Raw genomic sequence first — 18,986 nt, 5'->3', positions numbered from 1 at the left:
GGGTCTCCTGTCGTCACACCCAAAATGTAACTGATGAAGATCGTCGGCGCAAGCCATCGGTTACTTTTTGTCACCCATAAGGTTAATAGAACGTGCGAGGCGATTCCGCCGACGGCGTCGGTGACGTGAAGTCTGAGCGCGCTCACTGACGACGCCGATGTCGACGGCGTCGGTGGACGGAAGGCGCGCTATCGTGCGCGGGCAGGCGCTGGCTTGGGCGAGAGCAGGTGGCCCCGCTCGTCCAGGTGTTCTGGTCTGACCGCCGACGGCCGGGTTAGTGTTCGTGCGCGAATCGTTTACGGAGTAACCGACCAACGATGACGACCGGCTGAGCGAGAATGGCCAAACAACTCGACATGGCGGAGATCTGGCCCACGCCCGCGCTTTTTCGCGCGGCGCGGGGTCTTCTCGGCATAGGGCAGGAAGATCTCGCCGAAAAGAGCGGCTTCGCCCGGAAGACGATCATACTTATCGAGAGCCACGTCGGCGTCACGATGGACGCCCGGCGCGAGGTGGTGGTGAGGGAATTGGCGGCTTTCCTGGAGAAGGAAGGCATCGAATTCGTACGGCCGCGAGGCAAAGAGGGCGCCGGCGTTCGCTTCGTCGATCAGGAGCGCGAAGAAAAAGTCGTCGCCAAACTGCGCGCCGACCTCGAGCGGCGGAAGGCTGAGCGGGAACGCAAGGCGGCGGAGCGCGGCCGCAAGTCCAGGGTGCGGAAGAAAAAACCGGCCAAACGCTAGTAGAGACAATCCGCCCCGCCCGGGACCGGCGGAGCTCCCTTTGCTGCGTGGATTTCCAAGTCTATGGGAACGCCTCGACGACGAGGTCGGGCAACGGCAGCTCGTCCGGACGAACGAATAGGGCAAGTGCGCGACGAGCGGCCTTGCTAGTCGTCCCGCCGCCCCTCGCTATCGCCGCTCGGGAGGTATCGCTTCAACACGGCGCAGACCTTTCCGACGACGAGCCAATGGTGGCGCCGGTCCGGTCTCGGCTCATTGGCCGCCAGGCCGGTCACGATGTCGACCACTCCGTCCTCGCGGACGACGGCGTAGCTGTCCGCCTCGTTCGGGGTGACGAAGGCCCGGTCGACGAGAATCCGAGCGCTTCGTCCGGATCGGTCCGGACCGGTCGCCAGGATGACGGCGGTATCGCTGCCGCAGTTCATCTGCTCGGAAAGAAACCCGGCCGGGAAGGAGAACAGCCTGCCCGACGTCGTGTGCGGCGGCTTTCTGCTTTGTGCGGCGCGGTACAGCTCGAGGGCGGTTATTTCCGGGACCGAGTCCTGAGGTGGTTCGGGAGACGAGCCTCTGGTTCGGGGATAGGCCTCGGGGTTTGGGGCTGGCGGTGTCTGCGCCGTACCCTCGCGCAGCTTGGCGAAGACGTCGCGGACCGCGGACTCGCGGCGTGAGTGCAGATCCAGCAGCGCATCGAGGTCTGCCTCGACGGCCGCCGGAAGACCCGAGGGCCGGGTGCCGGATATCAGCCAATCGGCGCTGCAGGCGAACGCCTTCGCATAGAAACGGCCGACCTCGGGCGAGATGACGTTCTGGCCCAGCTCGTGCGCGGACAATGTGCTGCGCGGCAGATCCAGTGACTCGGCCGCCACCATGACCGACCCGTATCCCGCCGCCCTTCGCGCCAGCCGGAGCCGCCTGCCGGCTGCCGCGGCGGCCTTCTTGACGCTGTCGCCTTCGTTATCGATGCGAGCGCGGAAGCGCGCCTCACGGACTGGGTCCACCGGCGGTCCTTGCCCCGTCCCCTTCTCGAGCCATACCGGGTCGACCTTGAAGGCCGCGGCGTAGACCTCGATCATCTCCGGGCCTATGAACCCGGTCGCGGTTTCGTGGGCCCGCAGCGTCGGCTCGCTCCAGCCGTGCGCCAGCGCGGCCGCGCGGCCGGACCTGAAGCCGGCGGCAACGCGCGCGGCATGCAGTCGGTTGGCTATTTCAGGGTTGCCTTCGTAAGGCCCGAACATCGGTCGTGTCCTTCGTCTGCGTCGACGCTTAGCAGAGCTCCGGCCGCGCTGAAAACGTCGAGACCGCGGCGCCGACTGCGGCGTCTGGAGGCGGTTCATGACGCCCCCCGCTCGCATAACCGATCGAAAATTTTAGGTCGGTTTTGCGAGAAAGCGTTGCGGCGCAGCGCTTTCTCGCAAAGCTGCTGGTAGTCCGGGAAGTCATCCCCCTATCGAAATCGCGGTTTTGCGGGCGATTTTTCGCGCGTTTCGGCCCGTTTCGCAACGACTCGGGCGCCTCGGCGCCGTTCGCGACGGCCCGCGCCGCACCCAACCCTCCAAAGAAAAATGCGCAAAAGTAGTATCTGGATACTCCTTTTCCGCCCATCGCCGCGACGACGCCGGCCATAACCGGCACCGGCGTGGGCGCGATCCAAAAATGAAAAGGGTCCCGCGAGGGACCCTTGGGATGACGTCTCATGTCGGCGGCCTCCTCTACGGGCCGTTTCGTGTGGATGGTTTGGCCGACGGCGCCGCGGCCGCGGTCGCGCGCGAGAGCCTCGACCAGAGCACGACGCCCTCCTCGAAGTCCGGCGCCGGGTCGACGGCGACGACGACCGCGGCGCCGAGCGACCTCAGGATCGCGAACAGCTTCCACAGATCGATGTCCTTGTAGCCGCCGTGCTGCATGATGTGCTGGAGCTCGGCCCGCGTCATCCCGTTCGCCTCGGCGACCTCCTCGAAGCCGACCTTGCGCTTCAGCCCGAGGTGCAGGATCTGGCCGGCGAGGAACAGCCGCAGCCCTTTGCCGTCCTCGCCGACGGCGGCCGCGCCGGGCTCCGGCTCGGCCAGGTACTGGATCTTCGCGTTCATCTTCGTTCTCCTTCTGCTGGATGGAATCGGGTGACTTTCCGGACCGGCGCCGCGACGGCTACCGCGCGCCCGGCCGCTTCGCTTCCCCGCGCCGCCGGCGGGCAGGCGGACTTTCGCGCCTCGCCGGCGAGGCCGCGCTTGTTGACGCCGAGCCGGACCATGCAGGGCTGCAGCGTGCGTGCTTCGATGGCCACGTCGAACTCGGCGCGCGCCCAGGCCGCGATGGCCGCCCAGGTCTTCGTCGGGTTGGCGATCGCGTGCGCCTTGATCTCGGGCAGGTACGGACCGATGGCCCTGAGTTCGGGCGATGCGCGTCCCGGCGCCTTGACGACGCCCATCGCCTTGATCCTCGCCGACACCTGGTGAGGCGACATGCTGATCCGGTGCTCGGCTTCGAGGCGCCGGCAGATCGTCTCTAGGGACGGTGGGGGATAGACCGAGATCCATGCCCGGACGTCGATCTCGACCTCGAGGGTGAAGGCGACCGTCGGCACCGTCGCCAGCGGGATGCCGCGTGCGCGCAGCGAGGAACGAAGCGCCTCGGTGGTGATGGTGACGCCCTTCTCCACGAGCAGCCCGGCGACGAGGTCCAGATCGGCGACGCCGCCGTCCGGGATCGTCGCGCGGATCTCGTCGAGATGCGGATCGACGACGCTCGGCCGTGCGCGACGGAGCCGGCCCGCGAGCCCCCATTCCTTGAGCTGCCGCCGCAGCTTCCACTCGGGCACGACGAGACCGTGTTCGCTCTCGAGCCAGGCCACCATGTCTTCGCCCGTGGTCGTTCGCGGACCTTCGAGTTTGGCCCGGATGACGGCCTCGAGGGGCTCGAAGGCGGCGAGCGGATTCTTCCTCGCGCGCGGAACGTAGTCGTACAGGATCCTGAAGCTCACGCCGTAATGGGCGTAGACCGCCTTCGGCTCGCGCCCCGAGGCGAGCGCCTCGCGCACGGCCTCCTTGAGCTCGTCGGGGTACGAGGTGCGCGCGCGCTTCGCTTCGGCGAGCGCCTTCTTGGTGGCGGCCGACAGCTCGCGCAGCGGATGGGCGGCGTCGCGCCGCGCGACCGCGCCCTGCCAGCGCAGCATGTCGCGGTCGAGCTTGCCGAGCGGATGATGGGCCTCGATCAGCTTCTTCCTGTTGGACGGGGACGGAATCCGGTCCGGAGGGGTGCGGTGGGCGAAACCGTAGCCGCGCAGGTAGGCGGCCGTGTCCTTGTCGGGGCTCGCGTCGGTCCAGGCGATATAGGCGTGGTGCAGGGCGGTGAGCAGCCGCGCGCCCGCGATGCCGATCCGCTCGCCGACGACGGTGAACTGCTTTCGGATCGACAGCCTGCTCGTCGGGCCGCCGTCGGAATCGACGAAGAGCCGATCGCATGTGGTGATCTTGTCGGCGAGTCTGCGGTAGTTGCGCAGCGCGATCGCGGCGAGCTCGGGCAGCGGCACCGTGCGGGCGGCGACCAGGCCGTCGCCGGGAAGATCGATCCAGTCGCGCAAAGGGCGTTCCGGATCGTAGGTGATTTCGGGGAGCTCCTCGACCGTCGCCCCGGTGCACGCCACGAAGAGCGCCAGCGCGGGGCCGCGCGGAACGAGGTCCTCCGGCGACCGCGGATTCCGGTAGAGCTCGGCTTCGCCAAGATCGAGGACGTCGTCGCGGCCGGCGAGCCCCGCGTCGCGGAGCCCGACCGCGGCCGGGCCGACGTAGCCTCTGTAAGGAGGGTGACGCGCCGCCGGTCGCGCGGACGGCGCGACGGCGGTCGTCATGACGGTGTCGGCGGCGACACTCACGCCGTCGCCCCGTCGGCCTCGCGGAAGGGCTTGACGTAGTGGCGCGGCCGCGGCGACGGCAGTGGATCGAAGTGGCGGAGCCTGCGGAAGGCGAGGAGCTTCGCCGGGTCATCGAACTCCCGCAGCACTTCGGCGAAGTGCCCCTCCTCCTTCCAGTCAGTGTAGTACTCGGCCAGCGTCTTCTCGGTCGTGCCCAACATCAGCGCGGCTCCGGAGCGCGTCTGCCCGCTCTGATAGGCATAGTTAACAGACGTATGCTTAAGGGTGTGAAGCGTGATGCCGCGGAGCCCCACGCTGCGCACCAGGGTCCTGAACTGGCGGTCGATGTGGTTGCGATAGGGCTTGCCGTTGCCGTCGAGCACCAGGTAGCGGACCTTGCCGTCGTCGACGATCCGTCCCGTCGCGCGGTCGATGTGGCCGTCCATGCGGGCCCAGCGGGCGAGCATGCGCGCGAGCGGCGCGTGGATCGGAGAAGGCGGACGCGCCTTGTTGGTGTCCTCCTCCTCGTATCCGCGGCGATGGACGAGGCCACGGCCGTCGCCGTCGCAATCGATGCAGGAGATGTCCGGGCGGAAGCCGTACGTCATCATGATCGAGACTTCGTGGCGGGTGCCGGTCTTGATGATGAACCGGATCAGGCGGCTGAGGTGGTAGTAGGCACGCTTCTTCGCGCCCTTGTGGCGGATCCAGACGGTGCGCACGGTGCCGTCCTCGTCGATCACCGTCTTGGTCTTGAGCCGGCCGGTCTTCTTGTCGATCTCGTAGAGGCAGCCCCACAGCAGGCGCGCGAGCTCCTGCTTGCGCAGCCAGCGCTTGGCCTTCTTGACCTTGCGGCGCTTCGGCACGTGGATGGCCTTCGACCACAGCAGGCCCTTGCGCTCGACGAAGGATTCGACGGCCTTCTTGAGCAGCTTGAGGATGCGCAGCCCCGTCGGCTCCGGATCCTTGGGATCCATGTCCGGATGCGCCGCGTAGTAGGCCATGCGCTCGCCGACGTAGTCGGCGAGGAAATCGATCGAGTGCTGCGAGGTGTAGTCCGCGAGCGCCAGCCGGCCCATCAGCCGCTTGATCGTCGTGTACTGGTGCCTGATGGTGCGCGCCGTGCGCTTCTGCGGCGGCGTGAACGCGATCTTCTCCTTCTGCTCGATGTCGTCGTCGAGGATCTCGGCGATGGTCAGCTCGTCCGGCGCGTGCTCGCCGAGAAGACCGACCATCTGCTTGCGCTTACGGGTGGCCAGCACCGCCTCGGCGCCGGCCTTGTTTTCCTGGCTGCACTTCGTCGAGATCGGTTTGGCGCCGTCGCCCTCGATGTACCAGAAGCGCCTGCCGACGCGCTTCTTGCCGGCCTTCGACATCCAGACCGGGGCGGGGTGGAGCACCAGGTGCAACGCCACGGGCGTCGGCCCCGACTTTCCGAGGCTTGCCAGCGCCTCGGAGTGGTTTCTGATCGTCTGCATTTCCGTGAGGTCCTTGCGGTTGGTTTGTCCTGGGGCCTATCCCCTGGCCACATCGTTCATACTTCTAATAATTTGCTAGTGTCAACATTGACTGAAAGAAGGCCCCGACATCGTTAACGATCACTTAACGGGGCGGCGGAAGCCTGTCGCGCTCGTCCGCGCCTCCTCCGACGTCATGCCGATGCCGCGACGGGGTGCCGCGGCCGCGGACGGTGCCTGGCTCAGCCGAGGAGCCCGTTCGCAGCGGCTCATCTCCGCGATCTGCCGACGCGTCGTCAGTCGCTTCCGGGCGATCATCACGGTCCCGAGCACCCCGGCCTCCGCCGCGGTCCGCAGGCTGCGCGCGGTGAGCGGGCCGCGCGGCCCGCCGGGTCCGCGCGGCCAGTGCAGCGCCGCCGCCTCCTCCAGGGTAAGCAATTCGTCGAGTCCCCATTCAGAAGGACTCGGCCTGAGCTTGACCCGCTCCGGAATCTCTCTGTCGTTCATCGATGCGTCTCCTTCAAATCCTTCGCTTGCGAGTCCTTGGGCCGAGGGCCGCGCCCCTATCGGGTGGCCTCGATCGCCGCTTCGCTATCGGGTCGTCGCGGGCCTTGCGCTGTCTCATTTATCGCTCCTTTATTGGTGACATAATGTAACCGATAAAAATGCGAACGCAAGCGGCCTTCGCCGCGTTGGTTAACGACGGCACGTGGAACGGACGCCGCGATCTTCCGGCTCGGTCGGACAGCGTTGTCGCCGGACCGCGGTGCGCCCGGACCGTCAAACGCCTTCTTGAAGCCCCGAGGTCCGCGGCCTAGATCTCCGACGATCGTCCCGCCAATGATTGTCCGAGCCTCCCCTGTCCGACGAAGACCCGCCCGAAACCAAGAACGTCTGCTTCGCCTGCGTCGGCGACGAATATCTTTCGGCCAAAATCAAGAGGCTCGGCGCTTCGAAGCCCTGCTCCTATTGCGGCGAGAAGCGCCGCGTCATCCCGATCGAGGAGCTCGCCGACCACGTCGAAACGGCGTTCGAGCAGCACTATGAGCGCACGTCTCCCGATCCCGACGATTTCGAGCACATGATGATGAGCGACCGCGAGAGCGGCTACACGTTCCTTCGTCACGGCGATCCGGTCGTCTGGGCCATCGCCGGCGCCGCGGAGATCGACGAGACCATCGCAGCGGACGTGCAGCGGATCCTGGAAGAGCGGCACGCCGACATCGAGATGGCGAAGGCCGGAGAGGAGTGCGAGTTTGCCTCCGAATCCTACTACGAGGCGCAGGACACGAACGACGTGGAGTTGCGCCACGAGTGGCAGTATTTCGAGCATAGCCTGAAGACGCAAAGTCGCTTCTTCAACAAGCATGCCGAAGCCGTGCTCGCCGAGCTATTCGATGGACTCTTGGAGCACGAAACGTTCGATGGGCGGCGCGTGGTCATCGAGCTCGGACCCGGACGGGAGATCGCCTCCTTGTTTCGCACCCGTGTCTTTCAGTCCGAGGGCCCGCTCAAGGAAGCCCTAGAGCGACCCGATAAGGGCCTCGGCCCGCCGCCCGAGGGCGTCGCGACCGGGGGACGGATGAATGCCCGCGGCATTTCGGTCTTCTACGGTGCGCTCGAGGCCGAGATCGCGCTCGCGGAAATCCGGCCGCCCGTCGGCAGCCGGGTCATGCTGGGCAAATTCGAACTCGCGCGCGTCCTGAAGGTGCTGGACGTGGAAGCGCTGCGCTCGGTGCTCGTGAAGGGGAGCGTGTTCGACGGAGGTCACCTTCACAAGCTCGAACGGGCGAAGTTCCTCGGCAGGCTCAGCGAGCGGATCACGAGACCGATCATGCCTGACGACGAGCCCTCCGACTACCTCGTGACCCAGGCGATCGCGGAGTATCTGGCAAGCCGCGTGGGACTGGATGGAATCCTGTACCCTTCCGCTCAGGCGGGCGGCGCGAAGAAGAACGTCGTCCTCTTCCATCATGCCTCACGCGTGAAACCGCTCGAGCTTCCTCCCAACACCGAATTGGAAGCGCGCACCCGCATGACGACTTCGGACGGACAGGAGGCGGACTATTGGGTCTCGGAGGAGGTACCCGAGCCTAAGCCGGCGCCCGTGCCGCAGCGTGACCGCGCGTTCCCGTTCATCGCCCTGGAGCCGAGCGAAACCGAGAGCGCCGGCGACGCCGATTTTCGGGACGTCACCCTGAATCTCGATCTCGAAAGCGTGGAGGTCCATCACGTCGAAGCCGTCTCGTTCCGGACCACGGCCCACAGCGTGCGTCGTCATCGCTGGCAGAAGAGAAGCGAGCCCGACTTCTAGCCCGGCGCACGCGCGCTACAGGCCGTATCGGCTCACGAGCTCGGCGGGGGGCATCAGGGTTATCCCCTTCGCTCGCAAGGCTGCGCGATTGTCGGGATGAAGAAGACTGCTCGGACCGGCGGTCTTGCCGTGATCGATCGTGCAAAACACGTCGTTCCCGCAGGCGAAGTGCGACCCGACGATGAGACCGTCGCACCATTCTCCGATCATTGGACCAACCGCGCCCCTCAGCCTCTTCCGCCCGTCGGGATCGGCATCCCACGCCCGCCGGAAGGCCGAGCGCCACGTCGCTGGTCCCTTCATCGGAGTATCGCCGAACGTCTTCGGATACTTCTCGTCCAACTCCTCGCCGGAGCGCGTCAGTTTCTCCAAGTCCCCAAGCGGACGGCAGAAGTCGAAGAAGCGCTGCTGTCGTTCGGCGCCGGTAAAAATGTCGTCGCCGGCCCACTCGAACCCGTCGAAGAATATCTCCGCACCGATGAGCGGCGCGTGAAGGAGCTTCGCACCGAGCTTCGCGACATCGTCCATTCGCGCGACGGCTCTTGGATCCAGCGAGGGTCGCGATCCGTTCGCGTCGGCCACGGCAAGGTAGGATAGCTTGTCTTCGAAGCTCAGGCACTCGATGAACAGCGTCGCTTCCGACACGAATCCGAGGATCCGGCCGTCCGGTATGGCCTCGCGGACCTTGCGTGCGTCCTCGGGGTCGACCTTGTCGGGCCATCTGTGGGGATCGTGAATGACGTTGCAGACGTTTGTGTCGAACGTCACGCGCGGTGATGCGGTTCTTGACATGGAGCTCTGGGGAATTCGGTTGGCGCCGGCTCCGATTTGGGGTGTCACCCCCGAAAAATGAAGGGGTGCATGGGACAGTGCCGTCGATGGCGCGCCAGGCGCGTTCTCCTCGCACAAGAGGCTCACCATTCCTGAAGTCTGCAGGGCTGACCGAGGCCTCCGAGACTCGACTTTGTTCTTATTTTGTTCTATTCGATCGCGATGAGCGATCGCCCCGCGAGTTGGCGCATGCCGACATCCAAACAAATCGAAAAGCTGGCCGCTTTGGTCGGCAAGAACGTGCCTCGGACGCCTCCCATCGGCCCGAACGACGAACTGCCGCCCGAGTATTGGGATTCCGTTCTCGGGCGAGCCTCGGCCGACGCCAGGACATCCCGCCTTCCCATCGAGGCGATGCGGCTCGCCGAGATACCACATCTGCTCAGAGTTACCTGCCGGCGCTGTAAGCGAACGGTCGAGATCCAGAGGGTAGACTCCATTCGGATGTACGGACCGCAGGCGACCTGGAGACGTGTCGGACAGCGACTTCTCGACGATACCTGCGAGGCGCGCACCGGCCGCCACGAAGAGGACGGCTGCTGGCCCGGCTACGAATCGACGTAATCGCCGCTTTCGAAGGGCCGTCCTCCATGTCCGCGAAACATCACCCTACACCGCTCTCGGGAGGCGACCGCAAGGCTTTGAAGAAGGAACTCGGCAAAGCGCGTGCGAAGACGACGATCCTTTCGGAGCAGTCCGCCGAAGTCCGCGCCAAGGGCGAAGCTCTGATCAGACAGGCCGACCGATTGCTGTCCGAGAGCTGGAACGAAAGGATGTGGGCGGATGGAGAACCGACCGATCCGTCGCCGACCGTCGACCAAGCCATCAACGGCGGCTATCCTTGGCTCGAAATCGCGTGCTCGCGCCGCAGGACCGAGCGCGACGTCGATCTCGCGGCCTTGCCGCATCCACCGACCACGTTCGTCCACGATCTGGCGAGCAGGCTCCGGTGCAGCAAGTGCGCCAAAGCCGGTCGTCGGCCGCCCGCGACGCTGCTGCAGCTCTCGCAGCGGCCTCGGCACCCTTCGTCGGAGACCTGACCGTGTGCAATCTCTACTCGATGACCAAAAACGCCGATGCGATCCGCCGATTGTTCGGAGCGCTCAACAGCCGCGTGGGCAACCTGCCTTCGATGCCCGGCATCTTTCCGGATCAGCCGGCGCCGATCGTCCGCGACGGGACCGATGGTCGCGAGATCGTCATGGTTCGATGGGGCATGCCGTCATCGCAAAGGGCGCAGATGGACGCCACGAAGAAGCGAGCCGAGAGGCTCGAGGCCAAGGGCAAGCCGGTCGATTTCAAGGAATTGCTCCGGTTGGAGCCGGACAGCGGCACCACCAATATCCGCAACGTCGGCAGCGCGCACTGGAAACGGTGGCTCGCGCCGGAGAACCGTTGCCTCGTGCCGTTCACGTCGTTCAGCGAATACGACACGATCGATGGCAAAAAGGTCCCGGTGTGGTTCGCTCCGGACGAGAGCCGCCCGTTGCTGGCCTTCGCCGGTCTCTGGACGAATTGGACGGCCGTGCGCAAGGTCAAGGAAGGCGAAGTGACCGTCGACGTGTACGGCTTCCTGACCTGCGATCCCAATGCCGAGGTGAAGCGTGTCCATCCCAAGGCAATGCCTGTGATCCTGACCTCGGCGGAAGAATACGACACTTGGCTTCGTGCCCCCTGGGACGAAGCTAAGGCGCTGCAACGGCCGCTGTCGGACGGCGCGCTTGAGATCGTGGCGACGGGCGAGAAGGAAGACCCCGGGCCGGCCCGGTAGCGTTCGTTGTGCAAGGAACGGCGGAACACGTGGACAAGACACGCCCCCCACGATTCCGAATCCCTGCCCTGTGCTAACCGGCCGGAACGGGACGGGACGCGAAGGATTCGTCCCGGCAGGAGCCGTCGATGCTGATGTCCAAGGAGAGACGGCCCGCGGTCCGGACGCTGCGCGGCTGGGCTATCTCGGTGCTCGACGAAGCCGGCGCCCTCCGCGAATGCGAAGAGCACGGCTGGATGCTGGATCGCGCCGACCCGCACGCCCGCGACCGCGCCTTCGATCTCGCCCGTCGGGATCCGTCGCCGATGACGTCTCCGGAGGCTGCCGCCGCCGCGATTGCGGAGGCGTTGACGGAGATCGGCGATACGTGCCCGGAATGCCCACCCGACTGTTAGACGCCGGGTCGTTTGCGCCGTCGTTTCGCCCGCTTTTACGTTCAGGAGCCAATGGCCGCCAGTCCGTGCGACACGACGGAATTCCCGTGAGCCGACGATGAATGCACCGCAGAAGCCCAAGCGCCGTCATCATCACGTTTGGCAGCATTACCTCCGTCCATGGACGACGGACGGAGCGCTCTATTGCCTGCAAAACGGCCGCATCTTCCCTACCGGCACGCGGACGGTCGCCGTGCAGAACGATTTCTACAAGCTCCACCCGCTGACGGCCCAGGACGTGGCGTTGCTGAAGCTGTTCATCGGTCAGGGCAGTTCTTACGCCGCCAAGACCCATACCGAATTGCTGAATAGGCTCACGCTGCCCTTCCGGCTTGCCGAACAGATCAAGGATAGCGCGCATCGCGCCCTGATCGACGCCGGGCTGGACGAGTACGCGTCCAACGTTCTCGAAGACTACCACGCCAGTATCGAGGCTTCGTTCATTCCGGCACTCGAAAGAGCCCTGAAGGGAGACATCGGTTTCTACGCGGACGACAAGGAATGCATCGCGTTTCTGAATTACCTCTGCACGCAGTACATGCGTACCCGCGGCATCAAGGAGCGCGTGCTCGAAATGGGTCCTTCCATGGAGCGCATTTGGAACATCTTCATCCACATGTCCTCGACGAACATCGGCGCCTCGCTCTATCGCGAGCGCAAGCAACGCGCGCTGATCATAGTCAATAACCGGACGGATACGCCCTTCATCACCGGCGACCAGCCCGCCATCAACCTGAAGAGCACCCGTCCTGCCCTGACGGACCGACTTTCGATCTTCTATCCGATCTCACCACGCTCCGCGCTGCTGATGGCCGATGTCGACGAGGAACCGATGTTTCCTGCCGACGGGCTCACGCGCGATCAGGCCTCGACGCTCAATCGCATGATCTTTAGCGCTTCTTACACGCAAGCGTTCGCGCGCTCGGCGGAATGCCTCGAGGCGATGGTAGCGGCCTAAGCCGACTTCCGCTGCGGCCTGGCCGTCGGTTTCTTCTCGGCAGCCTCCTTCGCCGGCTTTTTGCCGGCGATCGGCATCAACATCTCTTTCTGGCCGGCCGCAGCCTTCCGAGGCTTCTTGGCGGTCTTCTTCGGCGTCTTGGTCTCGGCCGTGGCACCCCCGACGCTTCGGCGCAGCGCCTCCATCAGGTCGACGACGTTGCTCGCCGCAGGCCGCTCCTTCGGAGTGATCGGCTTGCCCGCTCGCTTTTGATTGATGAGATCGATCAGAGCGGTTTCGTACTGATCCTCGAACTTGTCAGGATCGAAGCGTCCCGCCTTTTGATTGACGATGTGCCTGGCGAGATCGAGCATGTCCTTCGTCACTTTGACGTCCTGGATCTCGTCGAAGTATTCGTCCTGGCTGCGGACTTCGTAGGGGTACCGCAAAAGCGTGCCGACGAGCCCCTTCTCAAGCGGCTCGAGCGCGATGATGTGCTCACGGTTGGTCAACACGACATGGCCGATCGCGACTTTGTTCATCTCGCGGATGGTCTCGCGGATCACCGCGAAGGCGTCGTGCCCGACTTTGCCGTCGGGCCTCAGGTAGTAGGGACGGATCAGATAGCGGGGGTCGATCTCGTCGCGCTCGACGAACTCGTCGATCTCGATGGTGCGCGTGGATTCGAGCGCGAGATCTTCCAGCTCTTCTTTCGTCACCTCGATGAACTGATCCTTTTCGACCTGGTAGCCCTTTACGATATCCTCGTTGGACACCTCCTCGCCGGTGTCGGCGTCGACCTTGGCGTATTTGATCCGGTGGCCGGTCTTTCTGTTGAGCTGGTTGAACGAGATCTTCTCGCTCTCCGAAGTGGCTGGGTAAAGCGCGACTGGGCAGGTGACGAGCGACAGGCGCAGAAAGCCTTTCCAATTCGCGCGCGGGGCCATTACTCCGAACTCCAAAACTGATGGCGGCTCGGATTCAAGACGAACCGAGCGAGCTTGTTCCGACATGCCGCTGTCCGAATTTCATCGCCGAATACCCCGTTGCGCCAGAAGAACCGGCCGTCCGCTCACGATCGACTTGACTCCTCCGGAACAAAGAGAGAACAATAGAAGCTATGCTCGCAGCCCCCGAAGTCTTCGAAAAGGCCGACGACCTTGATGTGGCCGCTGCGGAGGCGATAGCCGCCTGTGGCGGAAATACGGTGGACGCCGTGAAAGCGCTGATCCTCGCGAACAGATTTCTCGAAATGCAACTCGAGGAAATGCGGACGGAGGTATCTGCAGGTTACTCGCGCGGCAGGCACAAGCTGCCACGCGACCGCGATGATGGGTTCGGCTAGACCTCTAACCCGCGTGGCATCGTTGTGCCGGATGGCACCTAAGGAACAAGCCTTTGATTGATCGCCTGGCTTATGAGCGAGGCCTGCAGGCTTGTATTCATCGCGTTCGACGCGACCGGCTTGCCGTCCTTCAGATCAGGCCTTCCCATTGTGATGATGAGCGTGTCCGTGTTCTTCGACGTTCCTGAAAGGAGCGGCGAATTGAGCGGCGCCGAGATGCGCACGAGTTTCCATGACGGCGTTATGCTGCCCGCCGCCGTGATATAGAAATTCACGGTTTCTTGGATCAGGTCGATAGGATCGTAGAGTAGGACAGTCGGTTTCGGGGGCTTCGCTGCCGGCTCCTTGCACATCGTCATGTCATTCAGCATGGCTTGGCCCTTCTCGAGGACCTTATCTCTCGCGTCCGTCAGCGTCTTGTAGTTGGAAATTATCTTGTCGAATTCGTCCGGGCCGGCATTGTCGATGTTGGACTTACTGATCGCGACAGCAGCGGCGCTGGCGACGGCCACTGTTCGGTCGCGCAGCATCTGGTTGTAACATTTCTTCGCGAGGTCGGTGGCCCCCGCGAGGGTGTACAACGGCTCCACGACGTTCTTGATGACCTCTTGCACGTTCTCCGAGATCTTCGGAGCATTCGCGACTGCGTCGGCGACGGCCTGCTTCTTGTCCTCCTTCTCCTTGGCCTGGCCCGCAGGCGTCGTGGACTGGAATTTTATTGTGGGCTGGTTATCGATCTCTCCGAAGAGTCCTTTGAATCTGGGGTCCTTGTTTATCGCCTCGACCGGCGTGAGCTTGATTATTGGGCTGTTCTTAGCTGCGTTCAGCGCTTTTTCGATGTTCGGGACTTCGTTTGCCGGAAGCGGTGGAGACGAACTCGAACCGGGGCCGACCTGCGTGCCCTTCTTCAGGAATCCGGCATCGATCGGAGACAGGGCCCGGTCGATGATCGAGCCGAAATCGAAATCGCTTTCGAGCAAGACGCCGGGTTCGAAATTGCAGCCGTCGTACAGCGAGTAGTAGACGGCGGGCTTGCCCAATTCGTCGCCGGCGTTCGCGAACGAGAGGAAGAACTCGTAATCTTCGCTCCGCACGGCTTGACCGGTAAACGTGCCGCCCACACCCAAGCTGAAGCTGGTGCCTGCCACGGCGAGCGGGTCGGTGACGGCGAGGCCCGGATTTATGGATGCTTGGTCGTCGACGGAAAGGGTCATATGAACCTTGGCGGCCCATTGAGTGAGAAATCCGAACCGTGTGCGATCCTGATTGGCGCGGCTGTAGACGGCCCTCGTGAGATCGCACTTGACCCGCTTTACGACCTGGTCGAAGCGGACGTTCGCAGGTCCGACGTTTTTTGGCACCTGCGTACAAGAACACAAGCAGACAGCCGTGAATACGGCCGCCACGCGCACACCAGTGGCCATTCTAGCCCCCAAAATTCCCCGGCAGATTGAACATTAATTATCGGTCGCTTGCAACGATGGGTTGCTTGTCCTCGTGTGGACGCGCGCGAGCGGGTTCGGTCGGGTGACGCGCCCGCGCTCCGGATCACGCGCCGTAGGAGCCCGGGCGTTTCCGTCTGGCACGAGCGACGGAGGAGGTAACGACCGATTCGGCGAGGATGGTCGGCGCGGTCCGCCTTACTCTAATGTCACCGGCTTGGTCCGGATCGCCGCGTTGAGCTTGGCCGGCTGCCGACGCGGTGGCAATCATCCTATGCCGCGACGAGTAACCAGCGCGACCATCCGGGTACTGCTGGATATGTGCGACTATTTGGTCCTGGTCAGTCGTCGCTTGATCTTCTGATAGGTAGCTGGATCGACATACGCGTTGACGATGTCGAGTACCTCCTGGAGAATCTCCTCCCTCAAACGCGCCTTGAGGGCCGCCAGCTTGTCGTCTTCTTCGAGGAAACGACCCACCAGCATCCGCGCTTGCGTCTCGACGGACTCGACAGATTTGGCGGCATCCTTGAGCAGCACGGATTTTTGAAGATTCGGATTGCCCTCATCTACCGCCGTCGCGTCGAGATCGTCGACGATCTTCAGCGCGGACGCCGCGCGCCGCCTCAATCTCTTCGCCGAGGTCATCAGTTCGACGACCTGATCGTAAGACGACTTGGAGCTCTGGGCGAGGCTGTTGCTGCGCTTCACCAGATCGCCGATATCGCCGACGACTGCTTCGACATCGAGTTGCCCCCGTTGCGAGGCCGCATACGCATCCGATGCCAACGGTGCACAGACCGTCGTTATCAATTCGGACTGGATTTCCAGCCAGGCGCCGGTCTCCTCGAAGCCGTCTCGCCGCGCGTTGGGAATCACGCTCTCGGGATCGATGTATATCTCGCCGACATAGTAGGTACTGAACCTTCCGTAGGATGGCTTCACCTTGGTGAAGAGCTTCTCCGCTATCTCCGTACCGTCGACTTGAATATTGCGCACCCGCATTCGGAGGCCGCGCGTACGCCAGTCGGTTACCGCTGCGGATTCGCTCATCCTGCCGACCCAAGCCCAATAGCGGCTTTCGGCCCCGCTGAAATACTCGATGGACTCTAGCTCCATCGTTCCTTTCGCGTGTTCGTAGGTCTCACCGTACGGCTTGAAGACCTGCTCTGGCTCTCCGTCAGCTGCTACGAAGACGTCGATGGTCTCCAACGCACCACCGAAGTTGGTGCGATATCCTTCCTCGATGGCGGATCTGCGTTTCCAGTCCGGATTGAACTCCACCGGCACCGTCTCGGAGAGATACGCCCTGACTTCGGACGGGTTCGTAAGGACCTCCGGGGCCTTCGACAGTCCCTTGAGGGTGACCTCGAAGAAATGATCTTCGGATTTCGAAGCATCTTCCGTCGGACTCATCTTGATGGACCGCGCCAGCAGCCGCGACAGCTCGACCTCTCCTCCCTCGTCGGGATTCATCGCTTTCAACAGCGTGTCGCAATCGAACGTCAATTTGCTGATCGTGGCCTCGCCTGGAAACGACGTCCGAAATATCAGTTCGTCGCAGTAGGCCATTCCCGCCAAGCGTCCGATGCCCCGAAAGCCGGCGTCGCGCTGCCGATCCTTCTTTGAAGCGCCGATCGACGTGAGGGTCTTCCAGGCCTGGTCCGCGGAGACGCCTATTCCGTTGTCGAGGATGACGATTTCGTCGGCGCGGATCGTGACCGTCACCTTGCCCCTACCGCTGAGAAAGCCCACCCGCTGCGCTGCCCGAATGCCGTCGAAGGAATTCTGCACATATTCGCGCAGGGTGTGACGCGGCTCGCCGTACATGCCGAGCGTCAGGGTCTCCAGGACGAAGGCGCCGATGTGGGGAACGGGCGGCTGCGGCGCGTCGTCCGTCTTCGTAGCTTCCTGTTCACTCACCGTCTGAATCCTCTTCGTCCGCCAGCGCGCTCAGTCCGCCATCACTCGTAGTATCGATCAAGGCAAACCCCGCGTCCGGCATCCAAGCGAATTTCTTCGCGTCTAGTTCGTCGGACAGAAGGTCGGACGGAATGAAGTACTCGTCCGCCACCAACATCCGGATCTCTTTGCCCGAACAGCCCTCGGCGGGTTGCTTCGAAAGTAGGTTGCTCAAGTTGCGTCTGCTCCTCTGCGGCACGCCGCCGACCAAGACAGGTTGGTCGGCGACCCGCACATCGCGGAGGGTCCGGCGGCCGGACCCGCCGTCGATGGCATCCAGCTTGAACTTTACCTTCTGCCTGCCGGAGCCGGGCGTATACGGAAGCTCGGCTGTCGCGTCGTCCAGAAACTCGCGCAGCCGAGAGAACGCGTCCCTATAGTGAACGTCGGCCTCCAGCGACAGTACCGTCGCTCTCAGTTCCAACCGAGGACGCTTGAGCAGTTGCGAGTATTTGTCGAAATACGCCGTCGCGGCAATACCGAGCACGAGCTGGTTCACCGCCCGAGGAGGCAGACGGCTCTTCAACCCTTCGACGATGGCGGGTATCAGAGCTGGAATTTCGCTGCGGCCGCTCAGCGACAGCTCTGCCAGAAGTCGGCCGAATCTGACGGGCGCGAGCGTGCCGGCGGCCAAGGCATCCTGCTTGGATCGGATCAGCGTCTCTTGATCGATCGTGGGTGCTTGCCCGTAGGCGGCAACGTCAGCGGAGACGTCGCTTCCCATGATTTCTCGCAAGCCCAATTCCGCCGCGCTGGTATCCGCCGCCGAAGGCGCTGCTGGTTCGGCAGGCGGGACGGGTGCAGCGGCCGCAGCGCCCGCTGCAGCTTCGGTTTGCGTATCACCGGCCGCGGCTCCTTCCAACGCGCTGCCGGCGAGTTTCGGCAGCAGATCCGGCCGGTGCGCGGCGGCAAGCCAGTTCGCAGTCACGTTCCGTACGCCGGCCTTCCGCGCCGCGTAGTCGACGAGCGATGCGAGGAAGCCGGGTTGAAGTATGTAGACGCGCCCGGTGTTGGACAGCGCCTTGAACTCGTGGACCAAGAGCGGATGGGCGAGGGTTACGTCGAAATTTCGTTCGCGGTTGGGCTTCGTGGCCTTGTCGTCCAGCTTGATCATCGGCGCAGTCGACACCCAGTCGGTCTTCTCGTCCCGCGACACGAAGACGACGTCGACGGGTCCGGTAAGCCCCACTGCGCCGATGTCCGCCAGTATCTCTTCCCATATGATGACGTCGCCGAACCTATTCTCCGGCTTTTTGTCGTGGAAACCCGGAGGAATACGGTGTCCATAACGAAAGCTTCCGACCTCGTCGAGCTTCGCCACGATCGGCGCGATATCGGAGTCCAGAAGGTGTGCGTTGATGAAGTCGATGACCTCTTCCGCGGCGGCACCGAAGCCCGTATCGTCGCCAACGACGTTGGCGAATTCCCTGATCTTGGCGAAAGTCTGCTCGACCTCGCTGACGAACGACGCGCGGCCGGGATAACCTCTGAGGCGACAGATGCTCTCGTCGGCGCGTTCCGAAGCCAGTCTCGTGAACTCGTCGATCTTCTTCTGAGTCTCGCTCACCAGTGTCTTGACGTTCGCACCGACCGTGTTGGCGACGAGATGGTGATGTAGCTCGTGGGCTGCCCACACGGGTACCTTCACCACCCGGCTCCGGCACCACGCCAGGAATTCCTCGCGGGCCGCGGTCCCGAGCCGTATCAGCCACATGAGAAGCGAGGTATCGAGATAGAATCTGGTTCCGGGCGCGTCGACGGCGCCGGTCAGCTCGTCCATGAAGGCGCGATAGTCGCGCACGAAAGGATCAAGTCTCATTCGCAGGCCCCGATGCATGATCGCCGGCCCCGAAGGTCCGGCCAGGGCGCCTGCTCTCCGCGTCGCGCGGCGGCCTCCTCGGCCATC

Annotated in this window: 18 protein-coding genes; 8 read left to right on the top strand and 10 right to left on the bottom strand. The window is 63.9% G+C overall.

The features are described 5' to 3' along the window. Window positions 1-338: 338 nt before the first annotated feature. The gene (locus tag ACQR1W_RS12800) at window positions 339-740 is read left to right on the top strand and encodes a hypothetical protein (RefSeq protein ID WP_434851084.1); all 402 of its coding nucleotides are present in this window, start codon (window positions 339-341) and stop codon (window positions 738-740) included. 146 nt (window positions 741-886) lie between these two features. Here ACQR1W_RS12800 and ACQR1W_RS12795 read toward each other — a convergent pair whose 3' ends face one another. The 5 genes from ACQR1W_RS12795 to ACQR1W_RS12775 all read right to left on the bottom strand — a co-directional run bounded on the left by ACQR1W_RS12795 (window position 887) and on the right by ACQR1W_RS12775 (window position 6,551). Continuing rightward, window positions 887-1,975, bottom strand: a complete 1,089-nt coding sequence (locus ACQR1W_RS12795; RefSeq protein ID WP_434851083.1) for a hypothetical protein — start codon at window positions 1,973-1,975, stop codon at window positions 887-889. 474 nt (window positions 1,976-2,449) lie between these two features. Then, window positions 2,450-2,827, bottom strand: a complete 378-nt coding sequence (locus tag ACQR1W_RS12790) for a hypothetical protein (protein ID WP_434851082.1) — start codon at window positions 2,825-2,827, stop codon at window positions 2,450-2,452. Continuing rightward, entirely contained in the window at window positions 2,824-4,608 is a 1,785-nt protein-coding gene (locus tag ACQR1W_RS12785; RefSeq protein WP_434851081.1) for a hypothetical protein, read from the bottom strand. The genes ACQR1W_RS12790 and ACQR1W_RS12785 overlap by 4 nt, the downstream gene beginning before the upstream one ends. Continuing rightward, entirely contained in the window at window positions 4,605-6,065 is a 1,461-nt protein-coding gene (locus tag ACQR1W_RS12780) for a hypothetical protein (RefSeq protein ID WP_434851080.1), read from the bottom strand. The genes ACQR1W_RS12785 and ACQR1W_RS12780 overlap by 4 nt, the downstream gene beginning before the upstream one ends. A gap of 120 nt (window positions 6,066-6,185) precedes the next feature. Further along, window positions 6,186-6,551 (bottom strand): hypothetical protein, encoded by a 366-nt coding sequence (locus tag ACQR1W_RS12775; RefSeq protein ID WP_434851079.1) that lies wholly within the window; start codon window positions 6,549-6,551, stop codon window positions 6,186-6,188. Window positions 6,552-6,888: 337 nt separating this feature from the next. Between ACQR1W_RS12775 and ACQR1W_RS12770 the strand changes: the two genes are divergently transcribed. Further along, window positions 6,889-8,358: an RES domain-containing protein gene (locus ACQR1W_RS12770; RefSeq protein ID WP_434851078.1), complete on the top strand. Its 1,470-nt coding sequence runs from the start codon at window positions 6,889-6,891 to the stop codon at window positions 8,356-8,358. A gap of 15 nt (window positions 8,359-8,373) precedes the next feature. On the opposite strand, the gene ACQR1W_RS12765 is transcribed toward ACQR1W_RS12770, so the two are convergent. Then, window positions 8,374-9,279, bottom strand: a complete 906-nt coding sequence (locus tag ACQR1W_RS12765) for a hypothetical protein (protein WP_434851077.1) — start codon at window positions 9,277-9,279, stop codon at window positions 8,374-8,376. Between the two features lie 99 nt (window positions 9,280-9,378). Between ACQR1W_RS12765 and ACQR1W_RS12760 the strand changes: the two genes are divergently transcribed. The 5 genes from ACQR1W_RS12760 to ACQR1W_RS12740 all read left to right on the top strand — a co-directional run bounded on the left by ACQR1W_RS12760 (window position 9,379) and on the right by ACQR1W_RS12740 (window position 12,352). Next, window positions 9,379-9,753, top strand: coding sequence for a hypothetical protein (locus ACQR1W_RS12760; protein WP_434851076.1), 375 nt, complete (start codon window positions 9,379-9,381; stop codon window positions 9,751-9,753). 26 nt (window positions 9,754-9,779) lie between these two features. Beyond that, window positions 9,780-10,229 (top strand): hypothetical protein, encoded by a 450-nt coding sequence (locus tag ACQR1W_RS12755; protein WP_434851075.1) that lies wholly within the window; start codon window positions 9,780-9,782, stop codon window positions 10,227-10,229. 2 nt (window positions 10,230-10,231) lie between these two features. Further along, window positions 10,232-10,960, top strand: coding sequence for an SOS response-associated peptidase (locus tag ACQR1W_RS12750; RefSeq protein WP_434851074.1), 729 nt, complete (start codon window positions 10,232-10,234; stop codon window positions 10,958-10,960). 128 nt (window positions 10,961-11,088) lie between these two features. Continuing rightward, window positions 11,089-11,355: a hypothetical protein gene (locus ACQR1W_RS12745; RefSeq protein WP_434851073.1), complete on the top strand. Its 267-nt coding sequence runs from the start codon at window positions 11,089-11,091 to the stop codon at window positions 11,353-11,355. 97 nt (window positions 11,356-11,452) lie between these two features. Next, entirely contained in the window at window positions 11,453-12,352 is a 900-nt protein-coding gene (locus tag ACQR1W_RS12740) for a DUF4238 domain-containing protein (RefSeq protein WP_434851072.1), read from the top strand. On the opposite strand, the gene ACQR1W_RS12735 is transcribed toward ACQR1W_RS12740, so the two are convergent. Next, on the bottom strand, window positions 12,349-13,278 hold the full coding sequence (locus ACQR1W_RS12735; protein ID WP_434851071.1) for a Ku protein: 930 nt from the start codon (window positions 13,276-13,278) through the stop codon (window positions 12,349-12,351). The genes ACQR1W_RS12740 and ACQR1W_RS12735 overlap by 4 nt on opposite strands. A 173-nt stretch (window positions 13,279-13,451) precedes the next feature. On the opposite strand from ACQR1W_RS12735, the gene ACQR1W_RS12730 reads away from it, so the two are divergent. Further along, complete coding sequence (locus ACQR1W_RS12730; protein ID WP_434851070.1) at window positions 13,452-13,676, top strand: hypothetical protein; 225 nt, start codon at window positions 13,452-13,454, stop codon at window positions 13,674-13,676. A gap of 38 nt (window positions 13,677-13,714) precedes the next feature. On the opposite strand, the gene ACQR1W_RS12725 is transcribed toward ACQR1W_RS12730, so the two are convergent. From ACQR1W_RS12725 to ACQR1W_RS12715, 3 genes are all read right to left on the bottom strand, one after another. Beyond that, window positions 13,715-15,100, bottom strand: a complete 1,386-nt coding sequence (locus ACQR1W_RS12725) for a hypothetical protein (RefSeq protein WP_434851069.1) — start codon at window positions 15,098-15,100, stop codon at window positions 13,715-13,717. A gap of 345 nt (window positions 15,101-15,445) precedes the next feature. Next, on the bottom strand, window positions 15,446-17,041 hold the full coding sequence (locus tag ACQR1W_RS12720) for an ATP-binding protein (RefSeq protein ID WP_434851068.1): 1,596 nt from the start codon (window positions 17,039-17,041) through the stop codon (window positions 15,446-15,448). Then, a complete protein-coding gene (locus tag ACQR1W_RS12715) occupies window positions 17,034-18,881 on the bottom strand; it encodes a PIN-like domain-containing protein (RefSeq protein WP_434851067.1) in 1,848 nt (615 codons plus the stop codon). Before ACQR1W_RS12715 ends, ACQR1W_RS12720 begins: the two co-directional genes overlap by 8 nt. Window positions 18,882-18,986: the final 105 nt, after the last annotated feature.

Origin of the sequence: Bradyrhizobium sp. HKCCYLS1011 (genome assembly GCF_051167795.1) — a bacterium.
GTDB lineage: Bacteria > Pseudomonadota > Alphaproteobacteria > Rhizobiales > Xanthobacteraceae > Bradyrhizobium.
The sequence above is the reverse complement of the archived record's forward strand: the minus strand, read 5'-3'. Positions and strand labels throughout refer to the sequence as shown.

Coding starts and splice junctions, on each gene's coding strand:
- ACQR1W_RS12800 (WP_434851084.1), top strand. CDS start 339: ATGGCCAAACAACTCGACATGGCGGAGATCTGGCCCACGCCCGCGCTT.
- ACQR1W_RS12795 (WP_434851083.1), bottom strand. CDS start 1,975: ATGTTCGGGCCTTACGAAGGCAACCCTGAAATAGCCAACCGACTGCAT.
- ACQR1W_RS12790 (WP_434851082.1), bottom strand. CDS start 2,827: ATGAACGCGAAGATCCAGTACCTGGCCGAGCCGGAGCCCGGCGCGGCC.
- ACQR1W_RS12780 (WP_434851080.1), bottom strand. CDS start 6,065: ATGCAGACGATCAGAAACCACTCCGAGGCGCTGGCAAGCCTCGGAAAG.
- ACQR1W_RS12775 (WP_434851079.1), bottom strand. CDS start 6,551: ATGAACGACAGAGAGATTCCGGAGCGGGTCAAGCTCAGGCCGAGTCCT.
- ACQR1W_RS12765 (WP_434851077.1), bottom strand. CDS start 9,279: ATGGTGAGCCTCTTGTGCGAGGAGAACGCGCCTGGCGCGCCATCGACG.
- ACQR1W_RS12760 (WP_434851076.1), top strand. CDS start 9,379: ATGCCGACATCCAAACAAATCGAAAAGCTGGCCGCTTTGGTCGGCAAG.
- ACQR1W_RS12755 (WP_434851075.1), top strand. CDS start 9,780: ATGTCCGCGAAACATCACCCTACACCGCTCTCGGGAGGCGACCGCAAG.
- ACQR1W_RS12745 (WP_434851073.1), top strand. CDS start 11,089: ATGCTGATGTCCAAGGAGAGACGGCCCGCGGTCCGGACGCTGCGCGGC.
- ACQR1W_RS12740 (WP_434851072.1), top strand. CDS start 11,453: ATGAATGCACCGCAGAAGCCCAAGCGCCGTCATCATCACGTTTGGCAG.
- ACQR1W_RS12735 (WP_434851071.1), bottom strand. CDS start 13,278: ATGGCCCCGCGCGCGAATTGGAAAGGCTTTCTGCGCCTGTCGCTCGTC.
- ACQR1W_RS12730 (WP_434851070.1), top strand. CDS start 13,452: ATGCTCGCAGCCCCCGAAGTCTTCGAAAAGGCCGACGACCTTGATGTG.
- ACQR1W_RS12725 (WP_434851069.1), bottom strand. CDS start 15,100: ATGGCCACTGGTGTGCGCGTGGCGGCCGTATTCACGGCTGTCTGCTTG.